This is a genomic window from Streptomyces chlorus (assembly GCF_042655885.1).
Taxonomy (GTDB): Bacteria; Actinomycetota; Actinomycetes; order Streptomycetales; family Streptomycetaceae; genus Streptomyces; species Streptomyces chlorus.
The window spans coordinates 1-15,959 of sequence record NZ_JBHSOA010000137.1 but is presented as its reverse complement, the minus strand read 5'-3'; the positions used below and the strand labels follow the sequence as shown (position 1 = coordinate 15,959).

The following is a 15,959-nucleotide window of genomic DNA, read 5'->3' as shown; positions in this document are numbered from 1 at the left end:
CCAAGGCTTCCTCACCCAGCCCGGACGGGGCCTCTACCGGAAAGGGACTTAACGACCTCTCAGGTCCCAGTTTCCAGGTGTCCACGATCAAGGGGAAGCTTCAGTCACCGCCTCCACCTTCGCCACCCTCAACGACATGTTCGGCAACCGCACCGTCTGCGGAATCGGCCGGGGCGACTCCGCGATGCGGGTCGCCGGCCGCGCCCCCAACACCCTGGCCCGCGTGAGCGAGGCCATGAAGGTCATCCGCACCCTCGCCGAGGGCGGGGAGGCGGACCTCGGCGGCGGCACCGTCGTCCGCTTCCCCTGGATCGGGAAGGACTCCCGGCTCCCCGTGTGGATGGCCGCGTACGGGCCGAAGGCGCTGAAGATGGCCGGGGAGGAGGCCGACGGCTTCATCCTTCAGCTCGCCGACCCCTACCTCACCGGGACCATGGTCAAGGCCGTCAAGGACGCCGCCGTCGCCGCCGGGCGCGACCCCGCCGAGGTGACCGTCTGCGTCGCCGCCCCGGCCTACGTCACCGAGGACGACTCACCGCAGGCACTCGCCCACGCGCGTGAACAGTGCCGCTGGTTCGGCGGGATGGTCGGCAACCACGTCGCCGACCTGGTGGCCCGGTACGGCGCCGACAGCAGCGTCGTCCCGCACGAACTGACCGACTACATCGCCTCCCGCCAGGACTACGACTACGCCCACCACGGCCGCAGCGGCAACCCCGACACCGCGTTCGTGCCCGACCGGATCGTCGACCGGTTCTGCCTGATCGGCACGGCGGAACAGCACGTCGGGAAACTGAAGGCACTCCGCGCGCTGGGCGTCGACCAGTTCGCCGTCTACGACATGCACGACGCCCCGGAGACCGTGATCGACGTCTACGGGACGCACGTGATCCCGGCGCTCAACGGCTGACTCGCGCCCCCAAGGCCGGTGTCCCGGCCGCCGGGACGCACCTCCTGCTTACTCCTTGCCCGCCAGCAGGGCCGCCATCGCTTCCTTGGCGGCCTTGATGGCGCCCTTGTTGATCTCGTCCGTGGAGGGGGCCTTCTTCGACTCGAAGTCGCTGCCGTTGTACGTCACGACCACCAGCGCGTTGGAGGCGCGGGCCACCACTACGCCCTCCCGGGTCTGTTGCTTGTCCTCGGTGGTGAGGTCCACGACCGAGTACGCGGCGTCACCGAGTCCGGGGACCGCGCCTCCGCCGCTCCTGTCCTTCAACCGCCCCTGGTACGACTTCTCGGCCGCGTCGTCCGACTGCAGGACCTCGAAGGACACGTCCAGCCAGCGGTACTCGTAGCCGTCGAGCGCGTTCCACGAACAGGTCCGGCGCAGCGCGGAGTCGGTGGACTTGATCTCCTTGCCGGCCGCCTTCGCCCCCGGCACAAGGGACGTGACGGTCTTCTCGGCGATGCTGCCGCAGGGCGCGGGAGCGGCGGTGTACGTCTTCGGCGCGGCCGTCGTCGACGGGGCGGAGGCGGACTGCGACGCCGTCGTCTCCGGCGGCTTCTTCTCGGCGGCCTGCGGCGCGGAGGACGATCCGGACGACAGGGCCCAGCCCGCCGCGGCGAGGACGACCACCGGGGACAGGCGCGCGGTCAGGGCTATCGGCAGAGGAAAGGAACGCACGGCGCACTTCTCGTGGGGGTCGGTGCGGAAGGGTGCCCGCACTGCGGACGGGACGCCAGTCTCACATGCTTCCCGGTGGGGCGGAAGGGCGAACTCGCTCCGTAGGCGCGGGGTGACGGGGGAGCGTCACGAGGGGGTGTTGATTTGCCGTACTTCCCCTGGATTCAGGCGATTTGAGGCGTCGCGGCGACATCGCGGCGTCGGCCGACGGGTGGGCGCGGAGCGGGCCGCCGGGCGGGCCGCCGGGTGGGTCAGGGCACGCGGGCGGTCCACTGAGGGGTCGTGAACTTGGTCCGCGCCAACTCCCGGGCGCGGGCCAGTTCCTGGTCGGTCACCTTGCCGCCGGACACGCCGTATCGGGCGCGGAAGGAGTCGATCATGTTCTCGATGACCGTCTCGCGGGGCAGGCCCGTCTGCCGGCGGAGCGGGTCGACGCGCTTCTTGGCGCTCCCGGTGCCCTTGTCGGACATCTTCTCCCGCCCGATGCGCAGCACTTCGAGCATCTTGCCGGCGTCGATGTCGTACGCCATCGTCACGTGGTGCAGCACCGCACCCGGACCGCCGTCCGGGCCCACCATCCGCTTCTGGGCGGCGCCGGCGATCTTGCCCTGGTCGGTGGTGATGTCGTTCAGCGGCTGGTACCAGGCCCTGATCCCCATGTCGCCGAGAGCGCCGAGCACCCAGTCGTCGAGGTAGGCGTAACTGTCCTGGAAGGACAGGCCCTGCACCAGGGACTCCGGAACGGACAGCGAGTACGTGATGGTGTTGCCGGGCTCCACGAACATCGCGCCGCCGCCGGAGATGCGGCGCACCACCTCGATGCCGTGCCGCTCGGCCCCCTCCGGGTCGACCTCGTTGCGCAGCGACTGGAAGCTGCCGATGATCACCGCGGGACCGCCCCATTCCCACACCCGCAGTGTCGGCGGACGACGGCCCGCGGCGACCTCCGCCGTCAGCACCTCGTCCAGCGCCATGTGCAGAGCCGGGGGCTGCGGGCCCTCATGGATCAGCTGCCAGTCGTAGTCCGACCAGTCGGTGGCGCGGGCGACCGCGCGGCGCACCGCGACGGCGACGCCCGCCGAGGTCAGCCCGTACATCACGGTCCCCTCGGGAAGCGCGGCGTCGATCCGCGCGGCGAGACCGGCCGCGTCCATGTCCGCCGGGGCGCCGTTCAGGGCGTGGTTCACGGCGTCCAGCGCCTCGTCCGGTTCGAGGAAGAAATCGCCCGCGACCCGCGTGTTCCGCAGGACGCCGTCCGTCACCTCGACGTCCACGACGACCAGCTTGCCGCCGGGGACCTTGTACTCACCGTGCACCGTCTCCGCCTTTCGTCCCGTCGCACGGGATCAACACCGGAGGCGGTCGGGGTGTTCCCGCGGGCGAGCCGGTGGGAACGCGCGGGTCCGGGCCACGGGCCGCAGGGGCCCGTGGCCCGTCAGGGCGTCACGGCTTGCGGGCGAGGCCGCCGTGCTCGGCGATGACCGGCGCGTCGGGTGCGTCGGCGTCCGGTCGCCACTGGGTGACCGAGACCACGCCGGGCTCCAGGAGCTCCAGGCCGTCGAAGAACGAGGTGATCTCGTCGGCGGTACGCAGGTTGTACGGGACGGCGCCGCTCTTGTTGTAGCCGTCCTGGGCGTGCTCGAACTCCGGGTCGACGCCCCGGGAACCGTCGTTGATGGACAGGTAGCTGCCGGACGGCAGCGCGTCCATCAGCCGCGTCACGATGGAGCGCGCCTCGTCGTGGTCGGCGATGTGGCCCAGGATGTTGCTGAGTATGAGGGCGGTGGGGCGGGAGAAGTCCAGTGTCGCGGTGGCGGCGGCCAGGACGCGCTCCGGGTCCAGCACGTTGGAGTCGACGTAGGCGGTCGCCCCCTCGGGAGTGGAGTAGAGCAGGGCGCGGGCGTGCGCCAGGATCATCGGGTCGTTGTCGACGTAGACGATCCTGCTCTCCGGGGCGATGCGCTGGGCGACCTCATGGGTGTTGTCGGCGGTCGGCAGGCCCGTCCCGATGTCCAGGAACTGCCGGATGCCGGCCTCGGCGACCAGATAGGTGATGTTGCGCTGCAGGAAGGCCCGGCTGCTGCGGGCGATGGTCACGATGCCGGGGAAGACGCCGGTGTACGCGTCGCCGGCCTCCTCGTCGACCGGGTAGTTGTCCTTGCCGCCCAGCCAGTAGTTCCAGATCCGGGCCGAATGCGGCACCGAGGTGTCGATCTTCTGGTGTGCGGCGGTTCCGGGCGTCGTCTCGGGGTCGCTCATGGGTACGGTCCGTCTCTCAGCCGAGGCAGGCGTGTTCAGCCAGCGGGTGTGTTGCCCCACAACTTACGTCTCAACAGCGTTGTTGCGCACTCCAGTTCGTCACTCTTACGGGGCGTGAATGGATCCCGGTTGACGCCGTCGGTGACCACCGGCCGGTGCGCGGCCGACCGCGCGCCGTCCGGCGGTCGTCACGTGGCGCTCGCCGCGCTTTCCGGCAGGGATGCCGCGACGGCGTCCTCACCGGGCGTCTGCGGGTGTACGCCGTGCCGCCGGTGCCCGTCGGGCGTGCCGGTCACCGTGGGTGTGAATGTTCGTACTCGCGTGCACGGATGAGCTGGGGTTTCGTCGCGCAACGCAGGGAACTGTGAACTCTCCCGCGTCACGAAGTCGCCTGCACTACGGTCAAGTTGGTCCGTAGTCATGTGCGCGTTTGCGGAGGGGGCCGGGTGGCGGAGGGACCGGTGACCGAGCGTGGGGTGCTGACCGCTCCGGCCGGTGTGTGGGATGCCGCGGTACGGCAGGCCGAGGTGATCGGGCCTCTTGCCGAGAAGGCCAGGGTGGGGCTGGCGGATGCAGATGAGGCCGCCGCGATGCTGGGGATATCCCGGCGCCAGGTGTATGTGCTGGTGGGGCGGTGGCGCGCGGGTGTCGGGGTGGTCTCGGACCTGCTGCCGGGCCGATCCAGTGGTGGCCGCGGGAGTGGGCGGCTGCCGGATGAGGTCGAGGCGATCGTTGCGGAAGTGCTGCGCAGGCGGTACCTGACGCGGCAGCGCCGGAGTGTGGCGGCCGTTCACCGGGAGATCGCACGCCAGTGCCGCGTTGGTGGGCTGCGGGTTCCGTCGCGGGGGTCGGTGGTGCGGCGGATCACGCGGCTGGAGCCGATCTCTTCCACGGTCGCGCGGGAGGGGAGCGAGGCGGCCCGCCGGTTGCGGCCGGCCGGGGGTGTGCCGCCTGCGGTGGTCGATCTGCTGGAGCAGGTCCAGGTCGACCACACGCCGGTGGACGTGATCGTGGTCGACGAGCAGCACCGGATGCCGATCGGCCGCCCGTATTTGACGGCGGCGATCGATGTGGTCAGCCGGTGCGTGGTGGGCCTGGTGGTGACGCTGGAGGCGCCGTCGGCGACCTCGGTCGGGCTGTGCCTGGCGCATGTGGTCACCGACAAGCGGCCGTGGCTGGAGCGGCTGGGGGTGGAGGCGGCCTGGCCGATGAGCGGCAAGCCACGCGAGCTGTACCTGGACAACGCCTCCGAGTTCAAGAGCGAGGCGCTTCGCCGCGGTTGCGACCAGCACGGCATCGGCTTGAGGTACCGGCCGCCGGGCCTGCCGCACTTCGGCGGGATCGTTGAGCGGCTGATCGGCACGATGATGGAGCTGGTCAACGAGTTGCCGGGCACGACGTTCTCCAGCATCGCCGACCGCGGCACCTATGACAGCGACGGTAAGGCCGTGCTGACGCTGCGGGAGCTTCAGCGGTGGCTGGCGCTGGCGGTGGCCTGCTACCACGGCCAGGTGCACGAGACCCTGAGCCGTACTCCGGCCGGGGTCTGGGCGGAGAAGGCCGCCGGGGCCGAGTTGGTGACCGTGACCAACGAGACCGCGTTCTTGGTGGACTTCCTGCCTGTGGTCCGCCGGACCTTGTCCCGGTCGGGGTTCGTGATCGACTACGTGCAGTACTACAGCGACGCGCTCAGGCCGTGGATCGCCCGCCGCGACGAGCTGGGCCGGTTCGTCCTGCGCCGTGATCCGCGTGACATCAGCCGGATCTGGGTCCTGGACCCGGATGGCACCGACTATCTGGAGGTGCCCTACCGGACGCTGTCGCGGCCCCCGATCAGCGCGTGGGAACAGAAGGCGGCTGTCGCGCGGCTGCGCGAGCTGGGCCGCGCCGAGGTCGATGAGGACACGCTGTTCGCCATGGTGGCGCAGATGCGCCAGATCACCGAAACCGCGAGTGCGGTCACCCGCAAGGCTCGCCGTGACCGCCAGCGCCGCAGCGACGCGCCGCCCGGGACGGGGCCCTCGCTGCCGCCGAAGCCGCCTGCTCCGTCGGCCGGGCAGGACGGGGAGGCGGCGGTCAGGCCGTTCGAGGTGATCGAACATTGGTGAACGAGGACTTGTCGCACCTGCACCCGGCCGCCCAGCAGATCGCGCGGCTGTCGGTTGCCGAGCGGCTGCGGTACGTACGGGCGGACCGGTGGATCGGCTACCCGCGGGCCGCCGAGGCGGTTCAGCGGCTGGAGACGCTTCTGGCCTGGCCGTCCAAGCAGCGGATGCCGAACCTGCTGCTGATCGGGCCGACCAACAACGGCAAGTCGATGATCGTGGAGAAGTTCCGCCGCGCACACGTGCCGGTCTCGCACCCGGACCGCGAGGAGATCCCGGTGCTGGTGATGCAGATGCCCTCCGACCCAACGGTGATCCGCTTCTACACCGCGCTGCTGGCCGCGCTCGGCGCTCCGCTGCGGGCCCGTTACCGGCTGGCCGACGTCGAACAGTTGGCGCTGCGGATGCTGCGGTCGGCCGGGGTGCGCATGCTGGTCATCGACGAGCTGCACAACGTCCTCGGCGGGCGCGGCGACAAGCGCCGGGAGTTCTTGAACCTGCTGCGGTTCCTGGGCAACGAACTGCGCATCCCGCTGGTCGGCGTCGGCACCCGGGACGCCTATCTGGCTATCCGGGCCGATGACCAGCTGGAGAACCGGTTCGCGCCACTAACGCTGCCGCGCTGGGAGACCGGCGCCGACGCCTGCTCGCTGTTGGCCAGCTTCGCCGCGGCGTTCCCGCTGCGCAGGCCCTCGCCCATCGCCACCGCCGAGATGGCCGGCTACCTGCTCACCCGCAGCGAAGGCACGATCGGAGAGCTGGCCCACCTGCTCACTGACGCCGCGGTGGCCGCGATCGAATCCGGTGAGGAGGCCATCAACCAGCGCACCCTGCTGCTGGCCCCGTATGCCGGGCCGAGCGAGCGGCGCCGGCTGTTCGAACGCGAGCTGACGTGAGCGGCGTTCGGCGGTGGCCACTGCACCCGCAGCCCGGCCCGCTGGAAGCCCTCTCGTCGTGGCTGGGCCGACTGGCCCGGTTGTACGAGATGCCGGTGACGGACCTGCTCACCCGCAACCTCGGCCTGGTCGGCCTGGCCGTTCCGGCCGACCTGGACTACGACCCACCGGCGGCGATGCTCGCCGCGCTGGCCGAACGCACCGGCGTCGAACTCGCCCGACTGCGGGCGATGACGCTGGCGGGCTGGGAGCCCTGGCTGTTCGACACACTCACCGTGCCGATCGATCAGACACAGCCGATGTTCGACGCCTACGTGCGGGACCACTCCGTGCTCCTGGCCCCGGGCGAGGCCGGCACCAACCAGGTCAACCGCTGGAAGCGCTGGCCGGGCCCGTGGCTCGGATGGTCGCTGCACCGGGCCTGCCCGGTGTGCGCCGCCGACCCCGACCGTGGGCGGGCCCTGATCTGGCGGCTGCCGCTGATGACCGGCTGTGTCGAGCACGGGTGCCGCCTGGAAGAAGCCGCCGCAGTCGATGCCGCCCTCGCCCTGGGGCATGAAGGGCCGGGGCCGACGCTGTTGGCCGAACCTCTGGCCACCGTGGACCGCTACACCTACGAGGGGCTCACCACCGGACGGGTCACCCTCCCCGGCCGTACCGTGCACGCCGGGGTGTGGTTCCGGCTGCTGCGCTCGCTGCTGGACGAGGTCAGCCTCTCCCTGACCGGCCGCAGCAGTCACGGCCGGGCCACGCTGGAACACGTCTGGGAGGCTACCGGCCGAGAACAACGCGCCGGACTGACCACCTGGCGGCCCTACGAATACCTGGCCCCCGAGGTCCAGGAGGCGATGCTGCATGCCGCCGGCACCGCGCTGAACCTGGCCGCCAAAGGGACCGTGATCGCCTGCGGCCGTCTCGCCTCGACCCTGCGTCCGGAGCACCGCCACGTCTACGACGGCGCCCCGTCCGCACCGCACCGCAGTTCCTGGCAGGAGGCCATGGATCAGATAGAGACGGCGCTCGCCCTGGCCCGCACCGACCGCGACGCCGCCCGCCAGCTTCTGATCCTCCTCACCCTCGGCTGCCGCACCATCAACCGGTTCGAAGAAGAACGCGCCTTCCTGTTCGGTGCCGGCGTCTCCGCCGACTTCCTGCCCAGTGCCCGCGAACTCGGCCGCGCCGATCTCACCTGACATCCGTGTTCCACATCCTTGGATATGGAACAGCACTCCCGACGGCCCGCCAGAGGACGTGCATCCTGGGCGAATCACTCCGGGGATCGTTCCGCAAGTCGTTCCACAAGAAGCGTTCCGAAAGGCCCGTACGGAGCCGACTTCCGGTACGGTCCGGTTATGCGAACCGACAACTCACACCCCGTCAGTGGGCTCACCCTGGGGTACGCGAGGGTCTCAACGATCAAACAGAGCCTGGAACGCCAGCTCGACGCACTTGAAGCCGCAGGCATCCCCGACGACCGGATCCACGTGGACAAGAAGAGCGGGACCAGCGTCGACCGCCCGGGTCTGACCGCCCTGCTCGCTTATGCCCGCCCCGGGGACACCATCGTCGTGCACACACTCGACCGGCTCGGCCGCAACCTGCGCGAAGTCCTCAACCTCGTCCACGACCTGAACGAGAAGCAGATCGGGGTGCGTTCACTGGCCGACCCCCTGCCGATCAACACCGCCGATGAGGGCATGGCCCGCATTGCCTTCCTCCTATTGGCCCTCTTCGCCGAGATGGAACGCACCTTCACCGCCGAACGCGCCGCCCACGCCCGCGCTGTCGCCGAAGCCGCCGGCCGTCGCATAGGCCGCCCCGTCGCCCACCCGGCCGAAAAGATCGAGTACGCCAAGCTCCTCAAGCAGCAGGGCGGCAGCCTCGGCGAGATCGCTGAGAAGACCGGCATCCCCAAGACCTCCCTCCACCGCTACCTCGCGACGCCAAGTGCCGACGATGCATCGAACGGGACTCGCTGATGGCATCGCGCCTAAATCCGCAGCAGATCGAGATCATCGGACGACACTGGCTCATCGGCGAAGTCGTACTGAAGCCGGCTCGCCCACAGCTGGGGCAGCGAGGGCACTGCTCCAGGCTCGGGCTGCCTGGTCGACGAACACAAGATCACCATGTTCAGTTAAGTCATGAACATCGCAAGCTGAATGGCCGTCGCTCCATTGGCTCCGTAGGTACGAGTCAGCCCGTCGCGGGGTTCTCAGCAGGCTGGAACATCTCGTCCGCCAGCGCCCGGAAGGTCTCTTCGGGGTCCCGCCCGTCCAGCGGGCCGTCCAGGTTGTGGGAGAGCAGCAGCGTCGCGAAGCCGTGGGCCACCGACCAGGCAGCCATGAAACCGATGATCGGGTCGTTGCCGTAGCCCTCCACTGCCGTACGGAGCCGGCTCCGCGTCCGCTCGCGCGCCGCGAGGAGCTCCGGGTCGTCCGGGCGCAGGAGCTCCGGGCGGAACATGATCTGGAAGTGCGCCGGGTGCGTGGTGGCAAAGTGCACGTACCGGACGCCCAGGCCGCGCAGGTCCTCCGCCTCGTCGAGGGCGGCGGACAGGAAGCCGTAGCCCTCGGCCGCGATGGCGGTGAGCAGGCCCGCGCGGTCCTTGAAGTGGTGCGCGGGCGCGGCGTGGGAAACGCCTGCGCGGCGGGCCAGGTCGCGCAGGGACAGGGCCGCCGGTCCTTCGGCGGCGATGACGTCGAGGGCCGCAGTGAGCACGGCCTGTCGCAGGTCCCCGTGATGGTAGGCGCGTTCAGTGGTCATGATCAGCAGGTTACGCGCAATCTAGACGTTGACAAGTTCGGCCGTCGAATGGAATCTAGTCGACGTCAAGATGAGCGAGTCACGGGAAGAGGGATCGCCATATGAGTAACGACAACGGACGCGTACGGCAGATGTGGCACCTGCTGGAGCCTCTGCACGCCGTCCTCTATTACGCTCCCGAGGTCTTCGAAGAAGTAACAGCGCTCGGTTACGACACCGGCGAACGCTGGCCGAGCTACTTCGCCTTGCGAGCGGCGCCGCTCGGGGCACCCGGATCCCGTCAAGTGGCCTCCGCGTTCTACAGCTTCAGTCCGCGCATGGTCGCCGAGCACATCCCCGCTGCCTGGGACGTCGCCGCACCGGACAAGGTGCTTGAGGCCCGGACGCGCGGCGTCGACCGGGCGTACCGCGCGCTCATCGATGAGCGGACGGACAGTCCCGATCTCGCCGAGGCAGCCGCGCTCGCCCGCCGGGCGGCCGAGGCCGCGCACACCGAAGGCCGCCCGCTCGCCGCCGCCAATGCCGCGCTGCCCTGGCCCCAGGAGCCTCACCTCGTGCTGTGGCAAGCCGCGACGATCCTGCGTGAGCACCGCGGTGACGGCCACCTCGCCGCCCTCCTGACCGTAGGACTCGACTCTGTGGAGGCACTGGTGTCTTTCGCCGCGATCGGCGCGGCGCCGGCCGAGGTCTTCGCGAGCCGCGGCTGGAGCGAGCATGAGTGGGCGGCCGCCCGCGAACGGCTCATCGCGCGGGGACTGCTGGACGCCGACGGTGCCGCGACCGACGTGGGCCACGCCCTGCGCGCCGAGGTCGAGCGCCGCACCGACGAACTGGCCGCTGCCCCCTGGCACGCGCTCGGCGCCGAGGACACCACGCGGCTCGCCGATCTCCTTGGCCCGCTCTGGCTGGAGGTCCTCGGCTCAGGAATGCTGCCCCGCGAGACCACGCTCGGCATCGGGAAGATCTGAGCGCGAGCAGGCGGTGAAAACCGCTGCGAGGGGCGTGGTGCCTGAGGCCGCCGTTAGCGCACGCAGCCGATTCCAGTCATCCGCGCAGCCGACTTCGGAAACTGACAGTGGGGAAGGCGGTGGCGCACACGTCGTCCGCCTTCCGGCAGCGGGGGCGGAACGGGCGGTTCAGGATCGGAGACGCGCTCACACGTCGGCCCCAGGGGTGCAGTGTCCGCAGCCAGAGATCGACGTCGCGCCCCACGTAGCCTCTGTCCCATGCCAGCCTCCCGCCTGCATCGCGTCGCCGTCCTCGTGCTCGAGGGTGCGAAGCCGCTCGATGTCGGAATTCCCGCCCAGGTCTTCACGACCCGCGCGAGCATGCCGTACGAGGTGCGGGTGTGCGGGGCGACACCCGGTCTCGTGACCGGCGGCGACGGCCTGTCGTACTCCGTCGCCCACGGCCTCGACGCGCTGGCGTGGGCCGACATCGTCTTCGTCCCCGGCTACCGGTTCCCGGACCGCGACGACCCGCCGCAGGCCGTCGTCGACGCACTGATCGCCGCCCACGCTCGGGGCGCGCGGCTCGCCGCCATCTCGACGGGCGCCTTCGCGCTCGCCGCCACGGGCCTGCTCGACAACAGGCGCGCCACGACGCACTGGCACTACACGCGGGCACTCGTGGTCAGGCATCCGCTCGTCCAGGTCGATGAGAACGTGCTGTTCGTCGACGAGGGCAGCGTGCTCACCTCGGCCGGCGCCGCCTCCGGCATCGACCTGTGCCTGCACATCCTGCGCGGCGACCTCGGGGTGGCCGCGTCCAACCACGCGGCCCGCCGCCTGGTCGCGGCGCCCTACCGCAGCGGCGGCCAGGCCCAGTACGTGCCGCGCAGCGTCCCCGAGCCGCTCGGCGAGCGCTTCGGCGCCACCCGCGAGTGGGCGCTGCACCGGCTAGGTGAGCCCCTCACCCTCGATGTACTGGCGCGACAGGCCGGAGTCTCGCCGCGCACGTTCTCCCGACGTTTCGTCGAGGAGACCGGCTATACGCCGATGCAGTGGGTGATGCGGGCCCGCATCGACCTGGCCCGCGAACTGCTCGAGCGGTCGCAGCGCAGCGTCGAACAGATCGCCGCCGACGTCGGCCTCGGCACCGGCGCGAACCTGCGCCTGCACTTCCAGCGCGTCCTCGGCACCACACCGAGCGAGTACCGGCGCACCTTCACCCGGGGCGCATAGCACCGTGGCGGGATCCTTTTGAACGATGGCCATCTCGCCACTGTCAGCGGCGCGAGCCGCGGGCGAGCCTGGGGGTGAAGGAAAGGGACCTCACTCATGACTCGCATCGCCATCAACGGATTCGGCCGCATCGGACGCAATGTGCTGCGCGCACTGCTCGAACGCGACAGTGCCCTCGAGGTCGTCGCCGTCAACGACCTGACGGAGCCCGCCACGCTCGCCCGGCTGCTCGCCTACGACAGCACGGCCGGCCGGCTCGGGCGTCCGGTGACCGTCGACGGGGACGCCCTCGTCGTCGACGGACGTCGGATCACGGTGCTGGCCGAGCGCGAACCCGCGCGGCTGCCGTGGGCCGAACTCGGCGTCGACATCGTTCTGGAAGCCACCGGCCGCTTCACCTCGGCCAAGGCTGCCCGCGCCCACCTCGACGCGGGCGCGAAGAAGGTGCTCGTCGGTGCGCCGTCGGACGGCGCCGACGTCACGCTCGCGTTCGGGGTCAACACCGACGCCTACGACCCGGCCGTGCACACGATCGTCTCGAACGCCTCCTGCACCACCAACGCGCTCGCGCCGCTGGCCGCGGTCCTCGACGAACTCGCCGGCATCGAGCACGGGTTCATGACGACGGTGCACGCCTACACGCAGGAGCAGAACCTGCAGGACGGTCCGCACCGCGACGCCCGTCGCGCCCGGGCCGCCGGCGTCAACATCGTGCCGACCACGACCGGCGCCGCCAAGGCGATCGGCCTGGTGCTGCCGAACCTCGACGGCAAGCTGTCGGGCGACTCGATCCGCGTACCGGTGCCGGTGGGTTCGCTCGTCGAACTCAACACGACCGTCGCCCGCGACGTGACGCGCGACGACGTGCTGGCGGCATACCGCGCCGCAGCGGAGGGGCCGCTCGCCGGTGTCCTCGAGTACTCGGACGACCCGCTCGTGTCGTCCGACATCACGGGCAATCCCGCCTCGTCGATCTTCGACTCGGCCCTCACCCGCGTCAGCGGCCGCCACATCAAGGTGGTCGCGTGGTACGACAACGAGTGGGGCTTCTCGAACCGCGTGATCGACACGCTCGAGCTCCTCGCCACCCGCTGACCGGACGCCGGGGCGGTACCCCCCATCTCCAGCGACCGCTCCAGCACTTCCCTTGAGCGCTCCGGTCGGCCCGACGGGCCGACCGGAGCGCTCAAGGCACAGAAGCGGGTCCGCCCGGCCCCCGGAGGGTGCTGGAGTGCCACGGCCGGTCAAGGGCGCTCATCGAGCGTCGCTCCGCGAGGGCCTGCGGCCACCCCTGAGAGTCCTCGACGGCACTCGAACCTGGCTGAATATCAGACGGGCCCGCCACCTGGTTGAGCCCGCAACCAAGTGCGGGCGAAGAGCGGCCCCGGCTGTTTTAAGGCTCTGTCCGCAGTTTCGTGAGCCCGTTCAGAAGGACCGGTAGATCCCCTCGGGATCATCGTGAGCCGATGCCGCGTACTCCTCAAAGCCCAGATTGCCGATGCTCAGGTTCGCGTGGACGTCGTGGAGCCCTGCGGGGATGGTGCGGAAACCGCGGCCGAACTCGGTCAGCTGTTCGTAGTCCTCTTCGTCCACGCACTCCTCCCGCGTCAGCGTGGTGACCGCCAGCAGCGGGTGGCTCTCGGCCTGCATGGTTGTACGGTCGGCGAGAAAGACAACGGCCAGGTTGTCGTCGCCGCAGACCGCAGTCAGCACCTCGTCAACGGTCGCCCCTGCCCAGGCCGGATCGTCGATGAAGTGGACGTGTGCCTCGTGCTGCCTGTCTCCCCAGGGCTCCATCAGCGCCGCCACCACGTCCTGCCACGCCTGGTCGTCGAGGTAGTCGATCCTGACGACCAGGGCATCGAACTCATCACGGCCGGTGACGGCGGGCAACGCTCTCATGGATCCTTCTCCTCGGTGACGATCGGTGAGCTGTGCCCGACTGTCTCATGGGCCGTTTTCGAGGATGCGGGTCCGGAGAAGTTCGAACGAGGCTCGGCCATACATGGCCCGCTTGAGTGTTTTCACCCGGCTCACATGCCCTTCGACCACCCCGGTGAGCTGACCCCGGTTTCGTGGAGTCCCTGATGTGCCCCGGGTCAGCTGCGCGGCACTGACCTGGGTGGACTGGATTGAGCAATGGGCTTGGAGAGCAACCTGCAACCCAGGCGGCCCGGGCGGTGCTGTCGAATGCTGTCGGGACTGCTGCACTATTCATGCGGGTCGCTGAGAGGCCCGAGCAACGGGCGAGGCGAACCAGTCACTGAGCGATTCTGTCGGGGATCTTGGTTTTCGAAGGTCACTGTCCTTGGCGCCACCAGCGGGGCCGGGGCAATTCGTTGTCGTCGAGGTACTGCTGGAACGCCGTCGGTGAACGGGGGCGGTAGGTGGAGTCTTCCGGTTCCTGGGTGCTGAGGCGTTCGATGTTGACGGCGATCGCGGTCAGGACGTGCTGGACGTGGGCCTTGGCAACGCCGTGGTAGCGGCAGCGGCGCATCCGATGGCCGTTGACGAGCTCATTCATGGTGCCCTCGACGCCGGAGCGTGAGGCATAGAGCCGCTGCCACTGCGGGTCCTGCTGATCGGCGCGGCTGCGGGCCTGGAGCTCGTGCAGGCGTCGGGGCAGGAAGTTCACCGTCCGTGCCCCCGGAGGTGCACGAAGACCGCTCAGGACAGGGCCCGCAGTGCCGCTTGTCGAACCGGACCACCGTGTAGGGGGCCATCGCCGGAAGCTCGTTCCAGTTGCCGCTGACCTGGCCGTTGGGGCAGGTGACCTCGCGGCGGTCGAAGTCGATGATGAAGTTCTCCCGGGCGAAACCGTCGCCGGTCTTGCGCTGCCGGGAGTTGTCGGTCTTGACCGGGCCGACCATGGTGATGCGGTGGGCGCGGGCGGCGGTGTCATGGAGCACGACGGAGGTGTAGCCGCTGTCGACGAGGTGCTCGGCAGGCAGCAGACGGCGCCGCTTGAGCCGGGTGTGGATGCCGGGCAGGGCCACACTGTCGCCGGTGGGGACGGTGGTGGCCACGTCCGTGATGACGTTGGTACTGCCTTCGTCGCAGGTCTCGGTGGTATGCGCGAGATAGCCGACCCAGGTCCGGTGCCCGCGGCGCGTGTAGCGGGCCTCGAGGTCGTAGGGCGACTCCAGGCGCCGGCCGGTGGGCGGCAAACCGTCCTTCTCGGCCCGCGGACGCAGCCGTCCCCGGACATCGACAAGGAAGTGCTGGACCATGATCTGCCGAAGCGCCTCCAGCGCGGGTCCCGGTGGTGTGCCCGGGTGCTGGCCGCGGACGCGTTCGAGCAGCTCGGCGGCGTCGGCGCCGGCCTGTTTGAGCCGGGCGGCCGGATGGCTGGGCTGGCTGACCAGACGGACCTGCCGTCCGTAGCGCAGCGCCCAGTCCTCGTCCACCAGGCCCTCGAGGATCTCCGGTGCGGTGCGGGCGCACTCCTCCAAAGCGGCGCGGACCGTCTCCAACACCAGCTCCAGCCGGGTCAGCTCACGCACCGCGGCCCTCAGGTAGGTGGAGTCGGTGCGCTGCCGTCCCCACGCCTTGACCAGCCCCGCTTCCTTCAGCCGGGCCAGCGCGATGTCGAGGAGGGTATCGGCGCGGTCGTCCTGGGCCAGCCGGTCACGGAAGTCGGCCAGCACGCTGTGGTGGAAGCCGGGATCGTCCAGCTCGAGCGCGAGGGCGTATTTGAAGTCGATCCGGCAGCGCACTGCCTCGGCCGCCTGACGGTCCGACAGGTTCAGCAGAAACTGCAGCACGCTCACCGTGGCGAGCTGGGCCGGAGACAGGCCAGGCCGCCCGTCTCGCGGGTACCAGGCGTCGAAGTCCTCGTCGTGCCACAGCCCGTCCAGCCGGTCTCTCACCCACATCGCCGTCGTGCCCTTCGGATTGCTTGCCCGCGCCACCCGCGCGGTCGAGGGCGGAACTTGCTCGCCAGAGCGGGGGCGGAGGGACACCGGCTCACCTCGTATGTACGGCAGTCGACCTTCGGAACCAAGCCGAGCCTGCCCGACGACCATGCCGTTCCGCCTGGAAACCTCAAGATCCCCGACAGAATCGCTCAATGGGATGCCGAACGAGTCACCGGAGTTCGGCGGAACCGGTGGCCGCCGCTCCCGTG

General features: G+C 70.1%; 14 protein-coding genes and 1 pseudogene. 8 read left to right on the top strand and 7 right to left on the bottom strand.

The window, feature by feature from the left end:
• Nucleotides 1–103: 103 nt before the first annotated feature.
• Nucleotides 104–910, top strand: a pseudogene (locus tag ACFPZI_RS35335) (TIGR03842 family LLM class F420-dependent oxidoreductase); the annotation flags it as partial.
• A 48-nt stretch (nucleotides 911–958) separates the two neighbouring features.
• Here ACFPZI_RS35335 and ACFPZI_RS35330 read toward each other — a convergent pair.
• The 3 genes from ACFPZI_RS35330 to ACFPZI_RS35320 form a co-directional block, all read right to left on the bottom strand.
• Nucleotides 959–1,624 carry a hypothetical protein gene (locus ACFPZI_RS35330; protein ID WP_381371254.1) on the bottom strand — a complete coding sequence of 222 codons (666 nt, stop codon included), beginning with the start codon at nucleotides 1,622–1,624 and terminating at the stop codon, nucleotides 959–961.
• 251 nt (nucleotides 1,625–1,875) lie between these two features.
• Complete coding sequence (locus ACFPZI_RS35325; protein WP_381371253.1) at nucleotides 1,876–2,940, bottom strand: lipoate--protein ligase family protein; 1,065 nt, start codon at nucleotides 2,938–2,940, stop codon at nucleotides 1,876–1,878.
• A 127-nt stretch (nucleotides 2,941–3,067) separates the two neighbouring features.
• The gene (locus tag ACFPZI_RS35320; RefSeq protein ID WP_381371252.1) at nucleotides 3,068–3,883 is read right to left on the bottom strand and encodes an SAM-dependent methyltransferase; all 816 of its coding nucleotides are present in this window, start codon (nucleotides 3,881–3,883) and stop codon (nucleotides 3,068–3,070) included.
• Between the two features lie 461 nt (nucleotides 3,884–4,344).
• Between ACFPZI_RS35320 and ACFPZI_RS35315 the strand changes: the two genes are divergently transcribed.
• The 4 genes from ACFPZI_RS35315 to ACFPZI_RS35300 all read left to right on the top strand — a co-directional run bounded on the left by ACFPZI_RS35315 (nucleotide 4,345) and on the right by ACFPZI_RS35300 (nucleotide 8,863).
• Complete coding sequence (locus ACFPZI_RS35315; protein ID WP_381371251.1) at nucleotides 4,345–5,991, top strand: Mu transposase C-terminal domain-containing protein; 1,647 nt, start codon at nucleotides 4,345–4,347, stop codon at nucleotides 5,989–5,991.
• Nucleotides 5,988–6,884: a TniB family NTP-binding protein gene (locus ACFPZI_RS35310; RefSeq protein WP_381371250.1), complete on the top strand. Its 897-nt coding sequence runs from the start codon at nucleotides 5,988–5,990 to the stop codon at nucleotides 6,882–6,884. The genes ACFPZI_RS35315 and ACFPZI_RS35310 overlap by 4 nt, the downstream gene beginning before the upstream one ends.
• Nucleotides 6,881–8,077, top strand: coding sequence for a TniQ family protein (locus tag ACFPZI_RS35305; RefSeq protein WP_381371249.1), 1,197 nt, complete (start codon nucleotides 6,881–6,883; stop codon nucleotides 8,075–8,077). The genes ACFPZI_RS35310 and ACFPZI_RS35305 overlap by 4 nt, the downstream gene beginning before the upstream one ends.
• 159 nt (nucleotides 8,078–8,236) lie before the next feature.
• Nucleotides 8,237–8,863 carry a recombinase family protein gene (locus ACFPZI_RS35300; RefSeq protein WP_381371248.1) on the top strand — a complete coding sequence of 209 codons (627 nt, stop codon included), beginning with the start codon at nucleotides 8,237–8,239 and terminating at the stop codon, nucleotides 8,861–8,863.
• A gap of 217 nt (nucleotides 8,864–9,080) precedes the next feature.
• On the opposite strand, the gene ACFPZI_RS35295 is transcribed toward ACFPZI_RS35300, so the two are convergent.
• On the bottom strand, nucleotides 9,081–9,650 hold the full coding sequence (locus ACFPZI_RS35295; protein WP_381371247.1) for a TetR/AcrR family transcriptional regulator: 570 nt from the start codon (nucleotides 9,648–9,650) through the stop codon (nucleotides 9,081–9,083).
• 101 nt (nucleotides 9,651–9,751) lie between these two features.
• Here ACFPZI_RS35295 and ACFPZI_RS35290 point away from each other — a divergent pair, with 101 nt between their 5' ends.
• From ACFPZI_RS35290 to gap, 3 genes are all read left to right on the top strand, one after another.
• The gene (locus tag ACFPZI_RS35290; RefSeq protein ID WP_381371246.1) at nucleotides 9,752–10,618 is read left to right on the top strand and encodes an SCO6745 family protein; all 867 of its coding nucleotides are present in this window, start codon (nucleotides 9,752–9,754) and stop codon (nucleotides 10,616–10,618) included.
• A 258-nt stretch (nucleotides 10,619–10,876) separates the two neighbouring features.
• Nucleotides 10,877–11,833: a GlxA family transcriptional regulator gene (locus ACFPZI_RS35285; protein WP_360038067.1), complete on the top strand. Its 957-nt coding sequence runs from the start codon at nucleotides 10,877–10,879 to the stop codon at nucleotides 11,831–11,833.
• A 96-nt stretch (nucleotides 11,834–11,929) separates the two neighbouring features.
• The gene (gene gap / locus ACFPZI_RS35280) at nucleotides 11,930–12,928 is read left to right on the top strand and encodes a type I glyceraldehyde-3-phosphate dehydrogenase (RefSeq protein WP_381371245.1); all 999 of its coding nucleotides are present in this window, start codon (nucleotides 11,930–11,932) and stop codon (nucleotides 12,926–12,928) included.
• A gap of 330 nt (nucleotides 12,929–13,258) precedes the next feature.
• On the opposite strand, the gene ACFPZI_RS35275 is transcribed toward gap, so the two are convergent.
• From ACFPZI_RS35275 to ACFPZI_RS35265, 3 genes are all read right to left on the bottom strand, one after another.
• Nucleotides 13,259–13,735 carry a DUF6924 domain-containing protein gene (locus tag ACFPZI_RS35275; protein ID WP_381371244.1) on the bottom strand — a complete coding sequence of 159 codons (477 nt, stop codon included), beginning with the start codon at nucleotides 13,733–13,735 and terminating at the stop codon, nucleotides 13,259–13,261.
• Between the two features lie 397 nt (nucleotides 13,736–14,132).
• The gene (locus ACFPZI_RS35270; RefSeq protein WP_381371243.1) at nucleotides 14,133–14,468 is read right to left on the bottom strand and encodes a transposase; all 336 of its coding nucleotides are present in this window, start codon (nucleotides 14,466–14,468) and stop codon (nucleotides 14,133–14,135) included.
• Nucleotides 14,350–15,708: a transposase gene (locus tag ACFPZI_RS35265; protein WP_381371242.1), complete on the bottom strand. Its 1,359-nt coding sequence runs from the start codon at nucleotides 15,706–15,708 to the stop codon at nucleotides 14,350–14,352. Before ACFPZI_RS35265 ends, ACFPZI_RS35270 begins: the two co-directional genes overlap by 119 nt.
• Between the last annotated feature and the right edge of the window lie 251 nt (nucleotides 15,709–15,959).